This is a genomic window from Aeromicrobium sp. Root344, from assembly GCF_001425755.1.
Lineage (GTDB): Bacteria > Actinomycetota > Actinomycetes > Propionibacteriales > Nocardioidaceae > Aeromicrobium.
Genome location: NZ_LMDH01000001.1, coordinates 3,015,404 through 3,036,799, shown reverse-complemented (window position 1 = coordinate 3,036,799; position 21,396 = coordinate 3,015,404). Strand labels below are relative to the sequence as shown.

General features: G+C 68.8%; 22 protein-coding genes. 15 read left to right on the top strand and 7 right to left on the bottom strand.

The window, feature by feature from the left end; translation table 11 throughout:
- Window positions 1-70 precede the first annotated feature (70 nt).
- Window positions 71-430, bottom strand: a complete 360-nt coding sequence (locus tag ASC61_RS14995; protein ID WP_056213220.1) for an RDD family protein — start codon at window positions 428-430, stop codon at window positions 71-73.
- 170 nt (window positions 431-600) lie between these two features.
- Between ASC61_RS14995 and glnA the strand changes: the two genes are divergently transcribed.
- Window positions 601-2,022 carry a type I glutamate--ammonia ligase gene (gene glnA, locus ASC61_RS14990; RefSeq protein ID WP_056213218.1) on the top strand — a complete coding sequence of 474 codons (1,422 nt, stop codon included), beginning with the start codon at window positions 601-603 and terminating at the stop codon, window positions 2,020-2,022.
- A 151-nt stretch (window positions 2,023-2,173) separates the two neighbouring features.
- The gene (locus ASC61_RS14985; protein ID WP_056213215.1) at window positions 2,174-3,553 is read left to right on the top strand and encodes an NAD(P)-binding protein; all 1,380 of its coding nucleotides are present in this window, start codon (window positions 2,174-2,176) and stop codon (window positions 3,551-3,553) included.
- On the opposite strand, the gene ASC61_RS14980 is transcribed toward ASC61_RS14985, so the two are convergent.
- Both ASC61_RS14980 and ASC61_RS14975 read right to left on the bottom strand, forming a co-directional pair.
- Window positions 3,554-4,540, bottom strand: coding sequence for an NAD-dependent epimerase/dehydratase family protein (locus ASC61_RS14980; RefSeq protein WP_200935463.1), 987 nt, complete (start codon window positions 4,538-4,540; stop codon window positions 3,554-3,556).
- Between the two features lie 66 nt (window positions 4,541-4,606).
- Window positions 4,607-5,212 (bottom strand): TetR/AcrR family transcriptional regulator, encoded by a 606-nt coding sequence (locus ASC61_RS14975; RefSeq protein WP_056213213.1) that lies wholly within the window; start codon window positions 5,210-5,212, stop codon window positions 4,607-4,609.
- 67 nt (window positions 5,213-5,279) lie between these two features.
- On the opposite strand from ASC61_RS14975, the gene ASC61_RS14970 reads away from it, so the two are divergent.
- Complete coding sequence (locus ASC61_RS14970) at window positions 5,280-6,194, top strand: homocysteine S-methyltransferase family protein (RefSeq protein ID WP_056213210.1); 915 nt, start codon at window positions 5,280-5,282, stop codon at window positions 6,192-6,194.
- A 40-nt stretch (window positions 6,195-6,234) separates the two neighbouring features.
- Window positions 6,235-6,504, top strand: a complete 270-nt coding sequence (locus tag ASC61_RS14965; RefSeq protein ID WP_056213208.1) for a hypothetical protein — start codon at window positions 6,235-6,237, stop codon at window positions 6,502-6,504.
- A 1-nt stretch (window position 6,505) separates the two neighbouring features.
- Here ASC61_RS14965 and ASC61_RS14960 read toward each other — a convergent pair whose 3' ends face one another.
- The gene (locus ASC61_RS14960; protein ID WP_056213206.1) at window positions 6,506-9,139 is read right to left on the bottom strand and encodes a hypothetical protein; all 2,634 of its coding nucleotides are present in this window, start codon (window positions 9,137-9,139) and stop codon (window positions 6,506-6,508) included.
- A 120-nt stretch (window positions 9,140-9,259) separates the two neighbouring features.
- Here ASC61_RS14960 and ASC61_RS20385 point away from each other — a divergent pair, with 120 nt between their 5' ends.
- Window positions 9,260-9,382, top strand: coding sequence for a hypothetical protein (locus ASC61_RS20385; protein ID WP_268750616.1), 123 nt, complete (start codon window positions 9,260-9,262; stop codon window positions 9,380-9,382).
- A gap of 34 nt (window positions 9,383-9,416) precedes the next feature.
- Window positions 9,417-10,073, top strand: coding sequence for a GNAT family N-acetyltransferase (locus ASC61_RS14955; protein ID WP_056213204.1), 657 nt, complete (start codon window positions 9,417-9,419; stop codon window positions 10,071-10,073).
- A gap of 3 nt (window positions 10,074-10,076) precedes the next feature.
- Here the strand turns inward: ASC61_RS14955 and ASC61_RS14950 are convergent, their stop codons facing one another.
- The gene (locus ASC61_RS14950; protein ID WP_056213203.1) at window positions 10,077-10,997 is read right to left on the bottom strand and encodes an NAD-dependent epimerase/dehydratase family protein; all 921 of its coding nucleotides are present in this window, start codon (window positions 10,995-10,997) and stop codon (window positions 10,077-10,079) included.
- Between the two features lie 124 nt (window positions 10,998-11,121).
- Between ASC61_RS14950 and ASC61_RS14945 the strand changes: the two genes are divergently transcribed.
- Window positions 11,122-11,841 (top strand): TetR/AcrR family transcriptional regulator, encoded by a 720-nt coding sequence (locus tag ASC61_RS14945; protein WP_056213201.1) that lies wholly within the window; start codon window positions 11,122-11,124, stop codon window positions 11,839-11,841.
- A gap of 90 nt (window positions 11,842-11,931) precedes the next feature.
- The gene (locus tag ASC61_RS14940) at window positions 11,932-12,345 is read left to right on the top strand and encodes an SRPBCC family protein (RefSeq protein ID WP_056213200.1); all 414 of its coding nucleotides are present in this window, start codon (window positions 11,932-11,934) and stop codon (window positions 12,343-12,345) included.
- 13 nt (window positions 12,346-12,358) lie between these two features.
- On the opposite strand, the gene ASC61_RS14935 is transcribed toward ASC61_RS14940, so the two are convergent.
- Complete coding sequence (locus tag ASC61_RS14935) at window positions 12,359-12,991, bottom strand: TetR family transcriptional regulator (RefSeq protein ID WP_056213198.1); 633 nt, start codon at window positions 12,989-12,991, stop codon at window positions 12,359-12,361.
- Between the two features lie 140 nt (window positions 12,992-13,131).
- Here ASC61_RS14935 and ASC61_RS14930 point away from each other — a divergent pair, with 140 nt between their 5' ends.
- From ASC61_RS14930 to ASC61_RS14905, 6 genes are read left to right on the top strand one after another with little or no spacing between them, the layout of a single operon-like run.
- Complete coding sequence (locus ASC61_RS14930) at window positions 13,132-14,220, top strand: ferredoxin reductase (RefSeq protein WP_056213196.1); 1,089 nt, start codon at window positions 13,132-13,134, stop codon at window positions 14,218-14,220.
- A gap of 16 nt (window positions 14,221-14,236) precedes the next feature.
- Window positions 14,237-15,529 (top strand): fatty acid desaturase family protein, encoded by a 1,293-nt coding sequence (locus ASC61_RS14925; RefSeq protein ID WP_082530693.1) that lies wholly within the window; start codon window positions 14,237-14,239, stop codon window positions 15,527-15,529.
- 26 nt (window positions 15,530-15,555) lie between these two features.
- Complete coding sequence (locus ASC61_RS14920) at window positions 15,556-15,771, top strand: hypothetical protein (protein WP_056213194.1); 216 nt, start codon at window positions 15,556-15,558, stop codon at window positions 15,769-15,771.
- 15 nt (window positions 15,772-15,786) lie between these two features.
- On the top strand, window positions 15,787-17,025 hold the full coding sequence (locus ASC61_RS14915) for an SAM-dependent methyltransferase (protein WP_056213192.1): 1,239 nt from the start codon (window positions 15,787-15,789) through the stop codon (window positions 17,023-17,025).
- Between the two features lie 3 nt (window positions 17,026-17,028).
- On the top strand, window positions 17,029-17,313 hold the full coding sequence (locus ASC61_RS14910) for a WhiB family transcriptional regulator (RefSeq protein WP_056213190.1): 285 nt from the start codon (window positions 17,029-17,031) through the stop codon (window positions 17,311-17,313).
- A 43-nt stretch (window positions 17,314-17,356) separates the two neighbouring features.
- Window positions 17,357-17,698, top strand: coding sequence for a TfoX/Sxy family protein (locus ASC61_RS14905; RefSeq protein ID WP_056213187.1), 342 nt, complete (start codon window positions 17,357-17,359; stop codon window positions 17,696-17,698).
- A 1-nt stretch (window position 17,699) separates the two neighbouring features.
- Here the strand turns inward: ASC61_RS14905 and ASC61_RS14900 are convergent, their stop codons facing one another.
- Window positions 17,700-20,621, bottom strand: coding sequence for a bifunctional [glutamine synthetase] adenylyltransferase/[glutamine synthetase]-adenylyl-L-tyrosine phosphorylase (locus ASC61_RS14900; RefSeq protein WP_056213186.1), 2,922 nt, complete (start codon window positions 20,619-20,621; stop codon window positions 17,700-17,702).
- A gap of 39 nt (window positions 20,622-20,660) precedes the next feature.
- Between ASC61_RS14900 and ASC61_RS14895 the strand changes: the two genes are divergently transcribed.
- Window positions 20,661-21,395 (top strand): class I SAM-dependent methyltransferase, encoded by a 735-nt coding sequence (locus tag ASC61_RS14895; RefSeq protein WP_162243678.1) that lies wholly within the window; start codon window positions 20,661-20,663, stop codon window positions 21,393-21,395.
- Window position 21,396 lies beyond the last annotated feature (1 nt).

Here is a 21,396-nt window from a genome sequence, read left to right as displayed (position 1 = left end):
CGGCGGTGGATATTTCACCGTTTGAGCGCTCATAAGGTGGAATATCCACCGCCCGAGGTCTGCCGAGCCGCTATGCCCGGATGACCCGGGATCCTGCTGCGAGGTCGTGGATGCCGCGCTTGTCGTCGGTCATGACGATTGCCGGGATGACGAGACAGATCAGCAGCGACCTGATGAGCGCTCGAGGGATCCCGATGGGCCGCCCGTCGACGTTCTCGACCCTCAGGCCGAGGACCCGCTTGCCGATCGAGTAGCCGAGCAGCCCGGTCAGCAGGGACATCTCGGCGACGAAGAACGCCGTGATGACGAGGTTCTCCTTGATGTCCTTGGGCGGGTAGTGCGTACCGGCGAGGGCGGCGGCGCTGAGCGAGGCGACGATCCAGTCGACCAGGAGGGCACCGAGGCGTCGCAGGAGCGAGGGAGGTTGCACGCGGTGAGCCTACAGACGCTGTGATTGCGCTCGTCACGGGCACTTGTAACATTCCTGAAACAATCCAGTGACTACCGGGAAACTGCCCGAGCCTAGCGTCAACGGTACGGTGCAGCGACGCACTCACCTGTCATCGACAACACAGGCCGCCCAGCGGCCGAGGAGGCCCCATGTTCGGCAATGCCGACGAGTTGTTCAAGTTCATCAAGGACGAAGGTGTCGAGTACCTGGACGTCCGTTTCACCGACTTGCCCGGCATCCAGCAGCAGGTCACGCTGCCGGCTTCGACGTTCGACGCCGACATGGTCGCCAACGGCGTCGCATTCGACGGCTCGTCGATCCGCGGCTTCCAGACCATCGACCAGTCCGACATGGTGCTCTTCCCGGACATCAAGACGGCGTACGTCGATCCGTTCAAGGCCCGCAAGACCATCGCGATGGACTTCTTCGTCCACGACCCGATCACGGGCGAGGCGTACTCGCGCGATCCCCGCAACATCGCCCGCAAGGCCGAGGCCTACCTGGCGACCACCGGCATCGGCGACACCGCCTACTTCGCGCCCGAGGCCGAGTTCTACATCTTCGACCGGGTCAACTACGGCACCAGCGCCAACAAGTCGTTCTACGAGATCACGTCGGCCGAGGCTGCCTGGTCCACCGGTGACTCGATCGACGACAACCGTGGCTACAAGGTCCGCTACAAGGGCGGCTACTTCCCCGTCGCGCCGACCGACAAGACGGCCGACCTGCGCAACGACATGATGACCAACCTCACCAACGCCGGGCTCATCCTCGAGCGTGGACACCACGAGGTCGGCACGTCGGGCCAGGCGGAGATCAACTACCGCTTCGACACGCTGCTCAAGGCCGCCGACGACGTCATGAAGTTCAAGTACATCGTCCGCAACACGGCGTGGGCCAACGACAAGACCGTCACGTTCATGCCGAAGCCGATCTTCGGTGACAACGGCTCGGGCATGCACGTGCACCAGTCGATCTGGAACGAAGGCAGCCCGTTGTTCTACGACGAGGCCGGCTACGGCGGACTGTCCGACCTGGCGCGCCACTACATCGGCGGCATCCTGAAGCACGCGCCGTCGCTGCTCGCGTTCACCAACCCGTCGGTCAACTCCTACCACCGCCTGGTTCCGGGCTTCGAGGCCCCGATCGCGCTGGTCTACTCGGCTCGCAACCGCTCGGCCTGTGTCCGTATCCCGATCACGGGCTCGAACCCCAAGGCCAAGCGCATCGAGTTCCGTTGCCCCGACCCGTCGGCCAACCCGTACCTCGCCTTCTCGGCGCTGCTGCTGGCCGGCCTCGACGGCATCAAGAACAAGATCGAGCCGCCGGCCCCGATCGACAAGAACATCTACGAGCTGCCGCCCGAGGAGTACGAAGCCATCGACATGGTGCCGACGTCGCTCAACGCGGTGCTCGACTCGCTCGAGGCCGACCACGAGTTCCTCACCGCTGGTGACGTGTTCACGCCCGACCTGATCGAGACGTGGATCGACTACAAGCGCAACGAGGAGATCCTCCCCGTGCAGCTGCGCCCGCACCCGCACGAGTTCGAGCTCTACTACGACATCTGAGTCGTTGACACGACGGTCACGATGACGTGACAGAACGCCCCTGACCGCAAGGTCAGGGGCGTTCTGCATCCAGGAGGTCAGGGCGAAGGGCCAGACAACCCCTCCGGATGAGCCAGTGCGCACCGTCGGGACCTGCACCGATACTCAAGGGATGCACACCGACTACCTCGTCATCGGCGCGGGCATCAGCGGGCTCGCCTTCGCTGACACGTTGGTCGAGCACAGCGACGCCGACATCGTGATCGTCGATCGGCGGAGCGCACCGGGCGGGCACTGGACCGACGTCTATCCGTTCGTGCGGCTCCACTCCCCCTCGGCCTACTACGGCGTGAGCTCGCTGCGACTCGGCCACGACCGCATCGACACCGAAGGTCCCAACGCGGGACTCTACGAGCGCGCAAGCGCCGAGGAGCTCTGGTCCTACTTCCACGAGGTGGCCGCGCGGCTCACGTCGACCGGCCGCGTACGCCTGATGCTGGGCCATGAGGTGCTGGGCGACGAGCACGGAACCGTGCAGGTCCGTGACCTCGAGACGGGCGTCGTGCACGACATCAGGGCTCGGCGCCGAATCGTCGATGCGCGGTTCCTCGAGACCTCGGTCCCCGCGACGCACACGCCGACGTTCGAGGTCGCTGCGGACGCGTCGTTCGTACCGGTGCACCGGCTTCCGGAGGCCGCCGGCAGCGCCTCCGACTTCACTGTCCTCGGCTCAGGCAAGACCGCGGTCGACGCGGTGTTGTGGCTGCTGGGCCACGACGTCGACCCTGAGCACATCCGGTGGGTACGGCCGCGCGACGCCTACTTCCACGACCGCGAGGCCTTTCAAGCACTCGACCTCGTGGTGGACGCCTTGGAGGGCTTTGCCATCGACGCGGAGGCGGGCGCCCGGGCGACGAGTCTGCCCGACCTCGTGGCCGACCTCGAGGACCAGGGCCGGCTGATCCGGCTCGACACCGCGGCGCCGGCGACGATGTACCGCGGCGCCATGCTGAGCATGCATGAGCTCGAGCAGGCTCGACGGATCGCCGATGTCGTCCGGCTGGGGCACGTCACGCGGATCGAGCGGGACCGGCTCGTCCTCGAGCACGGCGAGCTGCCGGCCGGCGGTGCGCTGCACATCGACGCCACCGCCAGCGGGTTGCGGCTGGCCGACGCGCAGCCGATCTTCACCCCCGGACGTATGACCCTCCAGCAGGTGCGGCACAAGACGCCGCCGTTCAACGCCGCCCTCCTGGCCTGGGTCGAGGCGAACCGGGAGGACGACGAGGAGAAGAACCGGCTGTGTCCGCCGAACCCGTTCACCCGCTCGGTCGAGGAGTGGGCGCGCATGGTCGCGCGGACGTGGCGCACCGAGGGCGGCTGGCGCACCGAGCCTGACCTCCAGGCGTGGACATACTCCACCCGCCTGAACATGATGCAGGCCTTGCCGCATCACCTGGACGAGCCGCGTGCGCAGGCCGCGCTCAGCCGGTACGCCGGCAACGTCGGCGACGCCGTGCTGCGACTCGAGGAGCTCGCGGCTGCGGGCTAGCTATCTCTCCTGGAGGAACCACCGCACGCCGGCGCGGATCGAGTCCTCGATCGGGGCCGGCTCCCAGCCGAGCTCGCGAGTGGCCTTGCTGTGGTCCAGCGCGGTCTGGATGTGCATCAGGCGCACGCTCGTCGACGTGACGACCGAGTCCTTGCGGAGCAGCCGGGACGTCACTCCGCCGACGACGCCGATGACCCGCATCACCGGGAGCGGTATGCCGATCCTGGGCGGCTTCGCCTCGCCCACGGCAGCCGCGATGTCGAACAGGTCCTTGATGGGCAGGTATCGCTCAGAGATGATGTAGCGCTCGCCGGGCCGACCGTGCTCCTCGGCGAGCAGGAAGGCGCGGGCCGCGTCCTCGATGCCGACGACCTCCATCGAGACCCCCTTGACGTACGCCGGGACCTTGCCGCGCGCGGCGGCCCTGACCAGCTTGCCGTGCGGAGTCGGGCCGTGGTCGCGCGGTCCGTACGTCGTGCCGACGTTGAGGACCACGGCCGGGAGGCCGTTGTCGCGGTGATGGCGCAGGACGAGCTCCTCCGCCTGGATCCGCGACTCGATGTAGGCGCCGCCGAGGTGTCGCCAGTTGTGCGGCATGGTCTCGTCCGCCAGGCCGGACTCGGCGACCGCGATCGTGACGACGCTGCTGCAGAACACGAATCGGGGCGACCCGACCTCGACGGCGACGTCGAGCACGCCGCGCAACGCCTCGACGTTGGTGGCATGGAGGGGCGCCGGATCGCGGAGCCAGGCGCGCGCGTCGACGATGCAGTAGAAGACGGTGTCGACGCCCTTCATCGCCGTGCGGAGCGCGTCGAGGTCGTCGAGCTCACCGTGATGCCGCTCGACGTCGAGGTCGTCGAAGCCGACCGTCGAGCTGGACTCCCGGATCCACACGCGGACGCGGTCGCCGCGTTCGACGAGCTGACGCGACACGTGTGAGCCGACGAAACCGCTCGCGCCCATCACCAGCTTGATACCGCTCACCGTGTCGCTCCTTCTGCAGACTCCGATGATTCTGGCCCATGAGCGGGAGTCGGGGCCTGAAAACGCTCAGTCGGAGAGCAGCGACTCGACCAGCTGGCGGTAGACGCGGAGCTGGGCCCGCATCGGCTCACCCGAGCCGAGGGCGCGACACACCAGGTAGGAGCCTTCGAAGACGACGAAGAGCTGATCGGCCAGGTCGTCAGGGTCAGGGCCGTGCGTCAGGCCGCGTGCCGCGTACGCCTTGCGGAACAGCTCGGCGACCGCGGCCCGCCAGCCGAGGATCGCCCGCTCCACCTGTCCGCCGGTCTGGTCGTCGAGCAGGTCGCGCTCGGTGACGACGGCGATGTAGAGGCACGCCGACTCGGACGTCAGGTCCCCCGACCAGTTCTCATAGAAGCCGAGGAACGCCAGCAGCTTCTGCACGGGGTCGGGCTCGGCCTCGACGGCGTCCAGTCCGGCGCGCAGCAGGCTCAGGTCCGCGTCGACGTAGCGCTCCACCAACGCGTGGGCCAGCGCGCGCTTGTTGGCGAAATGGTGGAAGAACGCCCCCTTGGAGCTGCCCGACTCCTCGAGGATCGCGTCCACGGACGTCGCGGCGAAGCCGTTGCGTTCGACCAGTCGTTCCGCCGCCTCCAGGAGGCGTTCACGCGTGAGCTGTCCATCCCGAGGCATGGAGCCATTGTTCCAAACTAAACAGTCTGATACAACAGACTGAACAGTCTGATACCGAGGAGTGACCATGGAACCCAGCAACGTTCTCGACGGCGGCGGGTGGGTCACCGACGGAGGCCTCGAGACCGACCTGCTCTTCAACCACGGCGTCGAGCTCCCCGAGTTCGCCTCGTTCCCCCTCGTCGAGGACGATGACGGCTCCGCGCTGCTCCGGACCTACTACGGCGAGTACGCAGCCATCGCCACGTCGGCCGGCGTCGGCTTGATCGTCGAGACGCCCACGTGGCGGGCCAACCCCGACTGGGGCACGGTCCTCGGCTACGACGCCCGTGGCCTGGACCGCGCCAACCGGGCCGCAGTCGCCCTCGCCCGCGGGATCGCGGACTCCGCCGGCGTGTCGAGGAACCGGGTGAGCGGGGTCGTGGGACCCCGCGGCGACGGCTACATCGCAGCGGGCGCCGACGCCGACGAGGCCGCCGACTACCACTCCGCGCAGGTGCGCTCGTTCGCCGCCGAAGGCGCCGACCTCGTCCACGCCATGACCATGACCGAGCCCGCGGAGGCCCAGGGAGTCGTACGCGCTGCCCGCGCTGCGGGCCTTCCCGTGGCGATCTCGTTCACCGTCGAGACCGATGGCCGACTTCCGGACGGCAGCACGCTGGCCGACGCCATCGCCGCGCTCGAGGCGGCGGAGCCAGCCGACTGGTACGGCGTCAACTGCGCGCATCCCACCCACGTCATGGGGGCACTGGACGGCTCGGAGTGGCAGCAGAAGCTGGTGTTCTTCCGCCCCAACGCGTCGACCATGTCCCACGAGGAGCTCGACGCCATGGAGGTGCTCGACTCGGGCGACCTCGACCTGCTCGTGGACTCCGCGTCGACGATGCGCCAGCACACTCCGGCGCTCGCAGTCATCGGCGGCTGCTGCGGCACCGACAGCCGGCACGTCTCGGCACTGTGGGGCGTACCAGCTGCTGAGTGAGCATCACACGGACTCGAACATATGTTCTATCCTGTGCCTCATGGGGTTCGTCGACCGATCCGAGAGCGAGTTCCCGGAAGGTCGCGACCCTGTCAAGCAACCGGCCCGTCACGTCTGGGTCAAGCCGTCGGCGCAGTACGCCATGACGCCGTGGGCCGGCCTGCTCATCGAGTGGCGGCGTACGTCCTCAGGTGAGTGGCTGGCGCTCGTCGCGGTCGTGACGGGTGGAGTCGGCAACAGCCTGACAGTGCAGTGGCACAAGGCGGACCAGCTCGTGCCGGCCAAGGGCTACGAGACCCCGAAGCGCTAGGTCACGCTCCCCCGGCACGCCGGTGCCGCAACGTCGTCAGCGCAGCCCCCCACACCGGATCGGACCAGTAGCGGCTGTGACCGCGCAGCGCGTTGATCGGAGCCTCGGCGATCGGGTCGACACCGGGCGGCAGCTCGACTGGGCGACGGGTGGGGTCGGTCAGCCGCCAGTCGTCACCGCAGCGCCAGACCGCGAACGCGGCGATGATCGGGTCGACCTGGTCGATCGTCGGGAGGCTGCCGTCGATCGGCTCGAGCCGACCGACGGGGACCTCGAAGTGGGCCTCCCGCGGCGGCGTGGCGCGGATGTCGTGGTCCCACGACAGCACGGGACCCGCGAGCGGATCCGTGTCACGCCACAGGTTGATCCATGCGCCCTCGAGCAGCCCTCGCGTCGACGCGATCGCGGTGTGGTTGACGTACGCCGGGAAGGCTCTCGGGAAGATGACCCGCAGCTGCGACCCGAAGGTGAGCAGCGCGATCTTGGAGAGCTCGTCGTCGGTGAGCAGGTTGAGCGCAGCGAACGACACCAGGCTGCCCTGACTGTGCCCACAGACGATGACCGAACGGCCTGGTACGCCATCGGGCGCGGCGGCGACGTGATAGCGGATCCGCTCGGTCAGGTCGACGACGGCGCGCTGGGAGTAGGGCTCCGGCGCGAACGGGTGCACGGCGTGGGGCCAGAACGCGACGACGTCCCACACGATGTTGATGCCACGCCTCGTCTGCTCGTCGCCGAGGGCCTGCCGACCCTTCGCGATCAAGATGGCGATCAGGCCCAGCAGCGTCCAGGCACCCACCTGGGCCAGCACCGGCGCCCACGACTCGACCCGGTCCGGCAGCTCGTTGACCTCGTCCGACGCGACGCTCAGCAGCCTCAGGTCCTCCGGAGGCCGGGCGATGTGCTTGAGCGCGGCCAGCTCGGACCAGCCGAGGAACAGGGCAAGCACAGCGCCGACCAGCACGATGGACCAGATGATCAGCTGAACCTGATTCTTGAGCCTGGCCTCCCAGACCGCGCTGGCGAGCGCGTGGCGCCACCCGGCTGCGCGCGGCGCCGGATAGGGCTCGGCGTCCTCGCGCTGGCCTGGGTACGTAGCGTCGCTGGGATAGCCGACCTCGACGTGCGCCAGAAGTCGTTGCCGACTGGCGATCCGGCTGACCAGCAGGCAGATCCCGGCCGCCAGGGCGACGAGGATGATCCCGAGGCCCCAGGCGTACGCGACCCGGTCGATGAGCGGCGTCGAGCCGAGGGCGGTCTTCTTGCTGTTCCCCCCGGCCTTGACCTCCCGCTGCCCCAGCGCGGTCGACACCCCCGTCACGAGCGCTGCGGCGAAGCCGACCCCGAGGACCACCGCCAGGTTGGCGACCGCGATCGACGTCAGGCCCCAGCTGTACGGCCGAAAGGCCCACGCCTCGTCACCCCGGCGGGCGCGCCACCTGCGGGTGCGTACGGCCAGGGCAACGGCGAACAGTCCGGCGACGAGAGCCCCGGCGCCGGCGAGCATCACGAGCCAGCGGCCGATCACGTCGAACTCGACCACCCGGCTGATGAACTCGGGGATGCGGAACCGGTCGAGCCCGTCCAGGGCACGTTCACGCGGCAGGCCCCGCAGCTGCAGGGCGCGGGCCGCGAGGGCGATCGACAGCAGTGACAGCAGCAGGAGGACCAACGACAGTCGGGAGATCCAGCGGTGCCACGTCAGCGCCCATCCCCTGCTCGCCCCGCCGTGCAGGGTCGTCGCCCCTCGCTCGGGATCACCGAGGCCGACGGTCGCCGCGATCGCGACGCCGAGCAGGATCAGGATCACGACCCCGAGGCCCGGCCGCCCTTCCGAGGCGTCCACGCTCCAGAGCTGCCTGGCGCTGAATCGCTGAGCCATCAGCGCGATCGTGAACAACCCGATCGCGACGTGCAGCGCCCGGAACGCCGACGTGTCGGAGTCGCCGCGATAGAACTCCGGCCGGGCGAACGGCGTACGCCGCTGCACGTGCTCGACCTTCTCGGTGGGCCGAGGCGGAGCGGCATCCACCGGTTGCAGCGCCGGGTCGGGGTCGGGCCGGGCCGGGGGGCCGTCGAGCAGAGACTTGGGACGGAGGGACAGCCCGAGCGGCAGGATGATCAACGCGGCGAGGACCGTGGCCGCGGCAGGCACGAGATTCTCGAATCCGTCCGGGATCGCCGAGAGATGCCGGTACGCCCATCGGGTGCCGATGATGTCGATCAGCACCATGCCGATCGCGAACGCGAAGGTGGCGGTCAAGAACACGGCCTGCAGTCGCAGTCCGGCCATCGCGCCGATGCGCAGTCGCCGCGCCAGCGGGTCGACCCTGCCCTCGTTGTCCTCGACCGGCGGCAGCATGAAAGCCGCGGCATTGACGAGGCCGAACGGGATCAGCGCGAGCCACAGCGCCTTGCGCCACGAACCTGACGTGTAGTTGCCCCAGTGGAATCCCTCGACGACATGGCCGTCCTCGGCGCGAATCTCCCGCCCCTCGTCGTCGACCGCCCGGAAGAACCGCGACTTGTCATCGCCGTCGACCTGCAGGACGTGCGGCCTGGCGAGCATCGCCTCCGGAGGTGTGCCGCTGACTCCGTGCACCCTGAGCTCGACCCAGTCCGCATGCGTGGCCATCTCGGGCTCCTCACTCTCGCGGGTGCTCCTCATCATGGCGCAGACGAAGCGGGATTCGCAGGCACTCGGACTGACACCGGCGCGGCGGGGTACGGGCACCGTGAGCGAGAGGAGAACACCATGACGACACCGCACCCCGAGGATCCGGCCGAGGGCCCCGACGACCCAGCAGGCAGCGAGCCGGCCGAGGAGCAGCCGTCCGAGGGCGGCACCTCGATCGACAACGACCCCGCCGAGGCCTGACTTCGACTTTCGTGGGCGCTGACAGAATGGCCGCATGACGGCCGGCATCGCACACGAGCTCATCGATCGCTGGATCATCACGTGGGCGCATGCGCGCGGGCTCGAGACGTCCATCGTCGACGGCTGGCCGCTCGTGCACGTACGCTCTCGCACTCGTGAGACCGAGCTGATCTGCACCGATCCCGGCCTAGAGGCGTTCGCCGCGCTCTTCGCGCACATCGACGGCGACGACCGTGCGATGCTCACCGTGATCGCCGACGACGCGAGCCCGTACGCCGAGCTCGCGTTGCCGCCGGGCGTACGCGTCGACCGTGACGACGAGACCCTCATGTCGACGACGTTCAGCCCCATCGACGTTCCCCCGCTCGATGCACGGTTCACCCCGCGCTGGGACATCGAGGACCACCGAGCGCGCTACATCGTCGAGGCGGGCGATCGCGTCGCCGCCGAGGGCACGATCGGGATCCTCGGCGAGGAAGCCACGTTCGACGCGGTCGAGACCACGCCCGCGTTCCAGCGACGTGGCCTCGGCCGGCATGTCATGACCACCCTCACGGCGTACGCCCTCGAGCACGGCGCCAGCCGAGGGGTGCTCGCCGCCTCGGCCCGGGGCCGCCTGCTCTACGAGTCGCTCGGCTGGGACGCCGAGCTCGACATGTTCTCGCTCATGGGCGCCGCCGAGTCCGACTGACGCTCAGAGCACAGCGCTGCGGCGGCAGACCTCGTCCCACGGTGTCGGCTCCATGCCGAAGTGCTGCCGCGCATCGCTGTCGTCGAGCACGTACGGCTTGGTCCACTGGTACGACAGCTGGCGCAGCTCGCGAACCAGCGGCACCACCTTGGCCAGTGCGGCGAACGCGGCGTTGGGCACGACGCTGACCTTGACGGCCGGATTGCCGACGCTCGCGAGCACCTCGGTGATGGCCTGCTCCTGCGTGCGAGGAGGGTTGCTCGGCACGTGCCACGTCCGGCCGTGCGCAGTCTCGTCCTCCGCGGCGGCGATGAGCAGGCGTGCCGTGTCGAGGACGTCGGTGAACGTGTGCGGCACGTCCTTGGCGTTGAAGACCCACGCACGCTTGCCCTTGAGGGCGCCAGGCATCTGCCGCGTGATGTGGCCGTTGCCGCCGACGCCCGTGCCCATGTAGTCCGAGCCGCGGACCTCCACGGTGCGGATCCGGCCGGCGTCGTGCAGCGCCTCCGCCTCGGCCCACATCGACGCACGCAGGTGACCCTTGTAGTCGGTCGCGGCGTCCGGCAGGTCCTCCTTCATCGGCCGGTCCACCGGACCGTACGGGTAGAGGTTGCCGGTGATCGCGTACACGGCGCCCGAGCGCTCAGCGGCGACGAGAAACGCTGCGGCGAGCGGCGGCCAGAACTCGCGCCACGTCGTGTAGTCGGCGGGATTGGCGCAGTTGTAGAGCACCGAGGCGCCCTGCGCGGCGGCGCTCAGGGCTTCTGCGTCCGAGGCGTCGAGCTTCAGGTGGGTCACGCCGTCGATGCCCGTGTCGGTGCCCGAGCGGGTCGCGACGGTGACGTCGGCTCCGCGCGCCGCGAGCAGCTGGGCGACGTGGCGGCCGACGGGTCCGGCTCCGACGATGAGGTGACGATCAGACATGAAGGTCCTTCCGAGTTGTGGAGAGCACCGCTCTCGGTTGTGAGCATGTCAGATCCTGTACGCCTTGGCAAGAGCAGTGCTCTCATTTGTTGCACATGCTCTCGCAATGCTTCACAGTAGGGCCATGGTCGCAGCCAGAACAGCCCGTGAACGAGCCCGCGCCGAGATCACCGCCGAGATCCTGGCCGCGGCGCGTGTCCAGCTCGGCGAGGTCGGTCCGAGCCAGCTGTCCCTGCGCGCGGTGGCGCGCGAGGTCGGCATGGTCTCGTCCGCCGTCTACCGCTACTACGCCAGCCGCGACGAGCTGTTGACCGCACTGATCATCGCCGCGTACGACGAGCTGGGCGCTGCGGCGGAGGCTGCCGAGGAGGCCGTGGAGGACCGCACCGACCACGTCGCACGGTGGATGGCCACCTGCCGGGCGACCCGCGAGTGGGCGGTCAGCCACCCTCACGACTACGCGCTGATCTACGGCTCCCCCGTGCCCGGCTATGCCGCACCGCAGGACACCGTCATGCCGGCCACCCGGGTGATCGTCCGCCTCGTCGAGATCATCGTCGCCGCGCACGGCTCCGGCGGCCCTACGGACACGGCGCGGCCGCCGGCAGGCGCGGCCGATCCGTCGGACGTCGTCGCCGACGCCATGGCGTTCATCGCGGAGCGGAGCGCTGTCGACCTCGAGGCACTGCCGGAGCTCGTGATGCGCACCCTCATGGTCTGGTCGGCGATCTTCGGAACCCTGTCGTTCGAGCTCTTCGGGCACCTCAAGGGATCGGTCAGCGACTACGAGGGCTACTTCGACCAGACGGTGCTTCGCCTCGCCGGCGATCTCGGCCTGGCCTAGTGAGCAATCCCTCACGTCCGTGATGGCCGCGACAGGCGGTTCGCACGCGACAATGGACGGATACGTCTGCTGTCGTGCCGAAGGAAGTCAATGCCCCGGATCACCCGTCGTACGTTCGTCGCTGCCCCCGCCCCGCACGTGTGGCAGCTGGCCGGCAACTTTGCCGAATGGCACCCCACGCTCCGCATCTACGCCAACGGGCCCGAGGCTCCAGCCGACGTCGTCGTGACGATCGTGTCCCGGGACGACGAGGCGATGACGCTGTCGTATCACATTCCCGATCCGCCGTTCCCGATCGCGAACCACCGCGCGACGATCCTCGTCGAGGACGCCGGCCACTCGTGCTCGTACGTCACGTGGGAGGCCGACTTCACCGCTGAGCCCGAGGTCCTGCAGGAGCTCGAGGACTCGATCGGCGACGACGTCTTCGCCAAGGCGCTCGACAACCTCGCCACCTACGCCCAGGACGAGTACGGCAACCAGCAGGTCACCCGCGCCAGCTGAGTCATCTGACGGCTCAGCTGCGCCAGTCCCTGAAGCCGACGACGATCAGGCGCATCTGCCGGCGGGCGCCTTCCTTGATCTGCTCCTCGAGGTCGGGACGGCCGTCCGGCATCTCCACGACCTCCTCGGCGTTGGAGACCATGTTGCGGACGAACAGCCGCGACACCATCTGCACGTCCTCGGTCGACCAGTTCTCGATGTTGGGCAGCCGGGCCAGCACGACCGCCAGCTCGCTGACGAACAGGTCGAGCTCGTGGCGGATCGCCGTGCGTACGACCTCAGGGCCGCCGACGCGCTCCCGGGCGACGAACGCGAAGTGCGCCTTGCTCTGCTTGACCGCCTCGACCAGCACGTCGGCGGCCGCGTCGATGATGTTGTCGAACACGTGCGGATCGCGCTGCGCGTCACGGATCATGCGGCGCAGGGTCGAGAACGACTGCTCCACCAGCGCGAGGCCCAGCTGGTCCATCGACTCGAAGTGGCGGTAGAACGCCGTCGGCACGACACCGGCATGCCGTGACACCTGGCGAAGGCTGACCTGCGCAAACCCCTTCTCGTGGCTCAGCTCCAGTGCCGAGGCGAGGATGGCCTGGCGGGTGCGTTCCTTTTGGGCCTGACGCGAGGCGGATGGTGCTGACTCGGTCATCCTCACAGCCTAGTCACCCCTTTCGGTGCACACTTGTATCACTGGTGGTCGAGGTCACTCGGCGCGCCGGTTGCGCGTGAGCCCTGGGTCGTGCACACTTTGAGTGTACGCATGTTCACTCATTTCGAGGAGGTAAACAGATGGGCATCATCCGCAAGGCGCTCAGCTCGCGCCCGGTCGCCTCTCTGACCTCCCCCCACACGATCGACCACTACCTCGACCAGATCCACCCGATGCTCGCAGCGGAGAACGTCCGCGCCCGGGTCGTCGAGGTCGTGCAGGAGACCGGAGACGCCAGCACCGTCATCCTCCGCCCGAACGGCGCCTGGAAGGGGTTCACTCCCGGCCAGCACGTCCAGTTCGGCGTCGAGGTCGACGGCACGCGTCGCGTCCGCTGCTTCTCGGTGTCCAGCTCGCGTGCCGCCAAGAAGGGGACCTTCAGCGTCTCGGTCAAGGCTCACCCCGACGGCTACGTCTCCCAGTTCCTGCACCACGAGCTCAAGCCGCGCACGATCGTCTACCTGTCGCAGGCCGAGGGCGAGTTCGTCCTGCCCCGCGACGTGCCCGACAACCTGCTGCTGATCAGCGGCGGATCCGGCATCACCCCGGTCATGTCGATGATCCGTACGCTTCGCGACACCGGCCATCAGGGCCGCGTCACGTTCCTGCACTACGCCCGCTCGCGCGACGACGAGATGTTCACGGCCGACCTCGACGCGCTCGCCGAGGCAGCCAACGTCACCGTCATGCGCGTCTACACGCGCCGGCCGGCACCCGGAGCCGAGCTCAAGGGCCGCTTCCACGTCGACCACCTCAAGCACCTCGGCATCGACCCGACCGACACCCTGACGTACGTCTGCGGTCCGGCCGGGCTCATCGCCACCGTCCGCGACACCTACACCGAGCTCGGAGCCGCCGACCAGCTCCGCCTCGAGTACTTCAAGGTGCCGTCGGTCGACCTCGACGCGGCGGACGCCACCGGCACCCTGACGTTCGACGACGCCAGGATCGAGGCCGACAACTCCGGCGCCACGATCCTCGAGCAGGCCGAGGCGGCCGGGCTCAAGCCCGAGTTCGGGTGCCGCATGGGCGTCTGCAACACCTGCGTCGTCAAGAAGAACCACGGTGCGGTGCGCCACGTCATCAGCAACGAGATCAGCGCCAACACCGACGAGACCATCAAGATCTGCGTGCACGTCCCCGTCGGCGACGTCAACGTCGCACTCTAGGAGAGGGAGAACCACCATGGCCAAGACCAAGAACGCCCCCATCAAGCCCCACAGCGCGAGCAACCACAACGCCGCGCCCCTGTCGCTCGTCAACACCCACAGCGACAAGAAGGCCACGATCGGCCTGGAGTACATGACGTACGAGCAGCTCGAGGAGTTCGGCGAGGAGCTCAACGCCGTGCGCCAGCGCGTCCTCGACGACCTCGGCCAGAAGGACGCCGACTACATCCGTCGTGTCATCAAGGTGCAGAAGGCCAGCGAAGTGCTGGGCCGCATCGGCATCTTCATGCCGTTCTTCCCGCCTGCGTTCATCGCCGGCATCCTGTTCCTCGGCCTGGCCAAGATCCTCGACAACATGGAGATCGGCCACAACGTCATGCACGGCCAGTACGACTGGATGAACGACCCGATGGTCGACGCCAGCCGCTACGAGTGGGACAACATCGCGCCCTCCAAGGACTGGAAGCACGGCCACAACTACATCCACCACACCTACACCAACATCCACGGCATGGACCGGGACATCGGCTACAACATGTTCCGCATCGACGAGGACCAGCCCTGGTACGCGAGCCACCGCTTCAACCTGCCGCTCGCGTTCATCCTGATGCTCGTGTTCGAGTGGGGCATCATGTACCACGGCGTCGAGCTGGACCAGTACCTCCAGGGCAAGATCACCAAGGAGGACTTCCAGGGCCGCAAGAAGCGCGCGCTCAAGAAGATCCGCAAGCAGGTCTTCAAGGACTACGTCGCCTGGCCGCTGCTCGGTCTCGCCCTCGTGCCGTTCGTCGGCTGGTGGGCTCCCGTGGCCATCCTGGTCGCCAACATCGTCGCCAACGTCATCCGCAACGTCTGGTCGTTCATCATCATCTTCTGTGGCCACTTCCCCGCCGAGGTGCAGACCTTCGCCGAGGAGGACGCGCAGAACGAGACGCGCGGCCAGTGGTACCTGCGCCAGCTGCTCGGCTCGGCCAACATCAGCGGCCACAAGCCGTTCCACGTGCTGACCGGCAACCTGAGCTACCAGGTCGAGCACCACCTGTTCCCCGACATCCCGGCGCGCCGCTACCCCGAGGTCGCCGAGGACGTGAAGCTCCTGGTCGAGAAGTACGGCCTGCAGTACAACACGGGTCGTCTGTCCAAGCAGGTCGCCAGCGTCATCCGCCAGCTCGCCAAGCTCGGTCACAAGCCCGACGATCCCTACAAGATCGGCAACAGCCCTGAGTCCAAGGCATTGCGCCGTGCCAAGCGCGAAGCGGCAGCCGCCCGTCGCGAAGAAGAGGCGCGTGCGCCACAATTGACCTCGTAGTCGACTGCGACCGAGAGGTACACCCGATGGCACTGAGCCGGCGTGAGATCGCCAAGGACGTCCTCCAGCAGTCGACCGAGGCGGCGATAGCCAGTGCCGGGCACGTCGTGGCGATCCTCTTCGAGTCGGCGCGCAAGATCACGACGGAGATCGGCGCCTTCGGCACCGAGATCTTCGAGATCACCGAGGCCAGCAAGCGGGCCGGTCAGGACGCCGAAGGCACCAATCCGGCCGGCGACTAGCAACGAATCACTGGCATGAGCATCTCTGCCGACCGGCCACCAGCCCATACCTTCGGGGTCTCACGCGCCCCTCGCACGCCGCTCAAGGCGCGAGTCGCCAAGGCGATCCTCAAGCCCACCGTCAACCACGTGCCCGTACGCCTGAGGTTCGCCGACGGCCGCGTGTGGGGTGCCGGCGGCGCCGTCGCCCCGGAGATGCGGGTCGTGCGACCGAGGGCGTTCTTCGCCCGCCTCGGGGCGGACACCAAGATCGGGTTCGGCGAGGCCTACATGGCCGGCGACTGGACGACCGGCAACGGCACCGACCTCGCTGACCTGCTCGAGCCGTTCGCGGCACGGATGGCGACGATCGTGCCGGCGCCGCTGCAGAAGTTCCGTGTCTTCGTCGACAAGAAGCTGCCCCGCCACCAGCGCAACTCTGTCACGGGATCGCGCAAGAACATCGAGGCGCACTACGACCTCTCCAACGACCTGTTCGCACAGTTCCTCGACCCGTCGATGTCCTACTCATCCGCCTGGTTCGAGTCGGCCGAGCAGGACCTCGAAGCCGCCCAGCTCCGCAAGATCGACGCGATCCTCGACGACGCACACGTCACGGCCGGCACACGGGTGCTGGAGATCGGCAGCGGCTGGGGCGCCCTCGCCATCCGCGCCGCGCAGCGAGGTGCCACCGTCACGACGATCACCCTGTCGTCGGAGCAGGCAGCGCTGGCACAGGAACGATTCGCCGAGGCCGGCGTCGATGTCGACCTGCAGCTCGTCGACTACCGCGAGGTCACCGGCGAGTACGACGCGATCGTCAGCGTCGAGATGATCGAGGCGGTCGGCGAGGAGTACTGGCCGACCTACTTCGCCACGATCGACAAGCTGCTGGCACCCGGAGGGCACGTCGCGATCCAGGCGATCACGATGGCGCACCACCGCTACCTCGCGACCCGCAACTCGTACGGGTGGATCCAGAAGTACATCTTCCCCGGCGGGCTGATCCCTTCGCTCGACGCGATCGACCAGACACTCCACGAGCACACCTCGCTCGCGGTGACCAACCGGCGTTCGCTCGGGCAGGACTACGCGCGCACACTGCACGAGTGGCGCGACACGTTCAACGCCAACTGGGACAGCATCAGGGCCCAGGGGTTCGACGAGACGTTCCGGCGCATGTGGGAGTTCTACCTCGCCTACTGCGAGGCCGGCTTCCGCACCGGCTACCTCGACGTCTTCCAGCTCTCGATCGCCCGCTCCGCGAAGGGCTGACGGGTGGCGAGCATCGGCCGCCTGCCCAAAGCACTGCAGGAGGTCTACGAGTGGCAGTACGACGCCGCGTGCGTGGGCGTCGACGAGTCCGTCTTCTTCTCCCCCGACGCCGAACGCGGCCCGAGCCGCCGCGCGCGCGAAGCCGCGGCCAAGGCGTTGTGCGCCGTCTGCCCGGTGGTCCGGGAGTGCCTCGAGCACGCTCTCGCCGTCCGCGAGCCGTACGGCGTCTGGGGCGGGCTCAACATCAACGAGCGCGAGCACCTGCTGCAGGACCGCAAGACGGCCTAGCGTTCCGCCACACCCTGTCGGTCGGCGCTGGCATGCTGGCGTCATGGCGAGAAATGAACGACAGGAAGCCGCCCACGCCCGGCTCGAGGAGCTCTCGGCCGAGCACCAGAAGCTGCCCGGCGTCGACTGGGGCCGGATGTTCGGGTCGACCGGCCTGCGCGTACGCGGCAAGATCTTCGCGGTCGCAGCGCACGCCGGTGGGTTGCTGATCAAGGTGCCCGAGGCGCACGCCGACGCGCTCGCCGAGGCCGGCATCGCCGAGCGCATGGTGATGGGCGGGGTGCCACGCCGTGAGTGGGTGCTCGTGCCGGACGAGGCCGACGACGCGACCTGGGCTGAGCAGCTCGACGCCGCCTACGCCTACGTCGACTCGATCACGCCCTGACTCACTCGTAGAAGATGCGCTCCACGACCTTGCGGGCCTGCCGGGTCGTCCGGAGGTACTCGTCAACCATGCGCTCGCTCTGCTCCATGCCGTAACCCAGCAGGTGCGCCACACCGGCGCGCTCGCTCGCCTGCTCGACCATCGACTCGGCGGGCTTGCCGCGCATCAGCACGACGGCGTTGCGGATGCGGCTGACGAGCCGCCACGACGCCTCCAGTGCCTGTGCGTCGTCGTGACTCACCAGGTCGGCCTTGAGCGCAGCATGCAGGGCGTCGAGCGTGCGGGTCGTACGCATCTCCGGCACCGCGTGGGCATGCTGCATCTGCAGCAGCTGCACCGTCCACTCGATGTCGGCGAGCCCGCCGCGGCCGAGCTTGAGGTGCGTGTTGGGATTGGCCCCACGGGGCAGCCGCTCGGAGTCGACGCGGGCCTTGATGCGACGGACCTCGCGGATCTCGGCCGGGGTCGCGCCGCCTTCGGGCCAGCGCAGCGGGTCGATCAGCGCCGTGAATCGCTGGTTGAGACCGGGATCGCCGACGTCGGCGCTCGCCCGCAGCAGCGCCTGGGCCTCCCACACGGCCGACCACTTCTCGTAGTACGCCTTGTAGGCCGCGAACGTACGGACAAGCGGACCGTTCTTGCCCTCCGGCCGCAGGTCGGCGTCGACGTCGAGCGGCGGGTCGTCGCCCGGCGCAGCCAGCATCTTGCGGAGGCCCTGCGCGACCGCCATCGCCGCCTCAGCCGCCTCGGTCTCGTCGGCACCCTCGACGGGGTCGTGCACGAACATCACGTCGGCGTCCGAGCCGTAGCCGGCCTCGCCACCGCCGAGCCGGCCCATCAGGACGATCGAGAGGCGGGTCGGCATCGCGCCGCGCTCTGCCTCGACGGCGGAGGTGGCCGCCTTGAGCGCTCCGTCGAGCGTCGCCGTCGACACGTCGGTCAAGGCCTCGCCGACCTCGAGGATGTCGAGGCGGCCGAGCACGTCGGCGATGCCGATGCGCGACAGCTCACGGCGCCGCACGCGGCGTACCGCCCGGATCGCGTCCTGCGGGTTCTTGTGCCGGCTGGTCGCGAGCTCGACCTCCGTGCGCAGCCGGTCCCGCTCGAGCGGCTTCAGCTCGGCGTCGTCGCCCAGGAGCGCGACGGAGTCGGGAGCCCGCAGGATCAGGTCCGTGACATAGCGGCTCGACGACAGGACGTGGGCGAGCTGCTCGGCGCCCTCGCCCTCGTCGCGCAGCTTGCGCAGGTACCAGTGCGTCTCGCCGAGACCTTCGGAGATCTTGCGGAACGCCAGGAGTCCGCCATCGGGGTCCGGCGACTCGGCGAACCACGCGAGCATCGCCGGGAGCAGCGACTTCTGGATCGCCGCGCGTCGCGACACCCCCGACGTCAGGGCCTGGATGTGGGCGAGCGCGCCCTTGGGGTCGGCAAAACCCAGCGCGGTGAGCCGCTGCTCCGCCGCCAGCGGGGTGAGCCGCAAGCCGTCGGTCGGCAGCGAGGCGACCGCCTCGAGCAGCGGTTGGTAGAAGAGCTTCTCGTGCAGGCGACGCACGATGCGCCGATGGGCCTGCCACTCACGGGTGAGGTTCTCGGCGGGATTCTGCCGGAACCCCATGCTGCGGCCGATGCGCCGCAGGTCCTCGGCGTCGTCCGGCACGATGTGGCTGCGCCGCAGCTTGAACAGCTGGATGCGGTGCTCGAGCGTGCGGAGGAACTCGTACGCCTCCTCCATCGCGGCACCGTCGCGGCGGCCGACGTAGCCGCCCTCGATGAGCGCCTTGAGGGCGTGCACCGTCGTCGAGCTGCGCAGGGACACGTCGGCGCGGCCGTGCACGAGCTGCAGCAGCTGCACCGCGAACTCGACGTCGCGCAGCCCGCCGGCGCCGAGCTTGAGCTGTCGCTCGCGATGGTTCGGGGGGATGTTCTCGATGACGCGGCGACGCATCGCGCGTACGTCGGTCACGAAGTTCTCGCGGGTGCTCGCCATCCAGATCATCGGCGAGAGCGCGTCGAGGTAGCCCTGCGCCAGCTCCTCGTCGCCCGCCGCGTAGCGAGCCTTGAGCAGCGCCTGGAACTCCCACGTCGTGGCCCAGCGTTCGTAGTAGGCGATGTGGCTCGACAGCGAACGTACGAGCGGGCCGGAGCTGCCCTCGGGGCGGAGGTTGGCGTCGACCTCCCAGATCGTGCCCTCGCTGGTGTGCTCGTGGCAGAGCTTCATGACCGCGGCGGCGAGCCGGGTCGCCGCAGCGATCGCAGCACCGTCGTCGGCGCCCTCGGCGGGCTCGTGGATGAAGATCACGTCGACGTCGCTGACGTAGTTGAGCTCGCGACCACCGGTCTTGCCCATGGCCATGATCGTCAGACGGCAGAGGTCCGCGTTCTCATCGGCGGCCGCGGCGATCTTGAGCGCGGCACCCAGCGTCGCCACCGCGAGGTCGGCCAGCTCCGCGGAGGACTGCTCGAACGACGTCAGGGCCGTCAGGTCGCGCGCCGCGATGTGCAGGAGCTTGCGGTAGTAGGCGACGCGCAGCTCGTCGGCCGTCGTCGCCTCCTCCATCTGCCGGCGGCGGACATCGAGACCGATCGGCGTCGTCGAGAGCTCGTCGGTGCTGAGGTCGACCACGTGCTCGGGGTGACGTACGAGGAAGTCGCCGAGGGCCTGGCTCGTGCCGAGCACAACGAGCAGCCGCTGCCTCAGGTCCGCGTCGCCGGCCAGCAGGTCGAGCAGCTTGCGCGCACCGAACCGCTCGGCGATCGAGGTCAGCGAGGCGAGCGCCGTGTCGGGGCTCGCCACGCCGGCGATCTGGTCGACGAGGGAGTCCGGGACGTCGCCCAGCCTCGTCAGGTCCGCCACCGCCCCGTCACCGTTGCGGAACCCCTTGCGGGCAAGTGCCAGGGCGAGCTCACGCGCGTCAGTTGCCACTCGTCGAGGCTACTCGACGCCGTGATGCACGATGAGGTCGTGACCCCAGACGATCCTGCGCTCTCGTTCGGCGCCGCCGCCGAGGCGTACGACCGCGCCCGCCCGCCCTACCCCGACGAGATCGTCGACTGGCTGCTCGACGGCGTGGCCGGGCCCGTCCTCGACGTCGGCGCAGGCACCGGCAAGCTCACTGCAGCGCTGGCCGCGCGTCGCGACGGCGTCGTCGCCGTGGAGCCCGACACCGGGATGCGGTCGCTCCTGGCACGGATTCCTGGCATCGGCGTGCGTGCCGGGTCGGCAGAGGACGTCCCTCTCGCCGACGGCGTCGCGAGCCTCGCGACGATGGCCCAGGCGTGGCACTGGGTCGACGTCCGCCGGGCTTCGGCCGAGCTGGCCAGAGTGCTGGGTCGCCCCGGCCGGCTCGGCCTGGTCTGGAACTACCGATCGCTGGCCGACGAATGGGTCGTACGACTCAGCGCAGCGCTCGGCGGGGCAGACTCCGCGGGCCAGATGGAGAAGATCCGCGCACATGGCCCCGCGATCGAGGCCCCCTTCACTGCGTACGACAGGCGCGTCGTCGCGTGGGAGCACGCGATCGACGTCGACACACTCGTCGCACTGGCCGCATCGCGCAGCTATGTCATCGTCCGCCCGCCGGACGAGCGGGAGCGGGTGCTGTCAGCCGTACGAGAGCTCGGTGAGGAGCGTGCGGGTGCCGACGGATCGGTCCGCCTGCCCTACGAGACGTACGCCTTCCGGTACGACCTGGCGTGAG

What these genes read in the sequence shown, in the direction of transcription:
- ASC61_RS14940 (WP_056213200.1), top strand. Translation starts at nt 11,932, where the DNA reads ATGCCCCGGATCACCCGTCGTACGTTCGTCGCTGCCCCCGCCCCGCAC.
- ASC61_RS14915 (WP_056213192.1), top strand. Translation starts at nt 15,787, where the DNA reads ATGAGCATCTCTGCCGACCGGCCACCAGCCCATACCTTCGGGGTCTCA.
- ASC61_RS20385 (WP_268750616.1), top strand. Translation starts at nt 9,260, where the DNA reads ATGACGACACCGCACCCCGAGGATCCGGCCGAGGGCCCCGACGACCCA.
- glnA (WP_056213218.1), top strand. Translation starts at nt 601, where the DNA reads ATGTTCGGCAATGCCGACGAGTTGTTCAAGTTCATCAAGGACGAAGGT.
- ASC61_RS14970 (WP_056213210.1), top strand. Translation starts at nt 5,280, where the DNA reads ATGGAACCCAGCAACGTTCTCGACGGCGGCGGGTGGGTCACCGACGGA.
- ASC61_RS14965 (WP_056213208.1), top strand. Translation starts at nt 6,235, where the DNA reads ATGGGGTTCGTCGACCGATCCGAGAGCGAGTTCCCGGAAGGTCGCGAC.
- ASC61_RS14955 (WP_056213204.1), top strand. Translation starts at nt 9,417, where the DNA reads ATGACGGCCGGCATCGCACACGAGCTCATCGATCGCTGGATCATCACG.
- ASC61_RS14905 (WP_056213187.1), top strand. Translation starts at nt 17,357, where the DNA reads ATGGCGAGAAATGAACGACAGGAAGCCGCCCACGCCCGGCTCGAGGAG.
- ASC61_RS14920 (WP_056213194.1), top strand. Translation starts at nt 15,556, where the DNA reads ATGGCACTGAGCCGGCGTGAGATCGCCAAGGACGTCCTCCAGCAGTCG.
- ASC61_RS14925 (WP_082530693.1), top strand. Translation starts at nt 14,237, where the DNA reads ATGGCCAAGACCAAGAACGCCCCCATCAAGCCCCACAGCGCGAGCAAC.
- ASC61_RS14985 (WP_056213215.1), top strand. Translation starts at nt 2,174, where the DNA reads ATGCACACCGACTACCTCGTCATCGGCGCGGGCATCAGCGGGCTCGCC.
- ASC61_RS14950 (WP_056213203.1), bottom strand. Translation starts at nt 10,997, where the DNA reads ATGTCTGATCGTCACCTCATCGTCGGAGCCGGACCCGTCGGCCGCCAC.
- ASC61_RS14935 (WP_056213198.1), bottom strand. Translation starts at nt 12,991, where the DNA reads ATGACCGAGTCAGCACCATCCGCCTCGCGTCAGGCCCAAAAGGAACGC.
- ASC61_RS14975 (WP_056213213.1), bottom strand. Translation starts at nt 5,212, where the DNA reads ATGCCTCGGGATGGACAGCTCACGCGTGAACGCCTCCTGGAGGCGGCG.
- ASC61_RS14930 (WP_056213196.1), top strand. Translation starts at nt 13,132, where the DNA reads ATGGGCATCATCCGCAAGGCGCTCAGCTCGCGCCCGGTCGCCTCTCTG.
- ASC61_RS14960 (WP_056213206.1), bottom strand. Translation starts at nt 9,139, where the DNA reads ATGGCCACGCATGCGGACTGGGTCGAGCTCAGGGTGCACGGAGTCAGC.
- ASC61_RS14945 (WP_056213201.1), top strand. Translation starts at nt 11,122, where the DNA reads ATGGTCGCAGCCAGAACAGCCCGTGAACGAGCCCGCGCCGAGATCACC.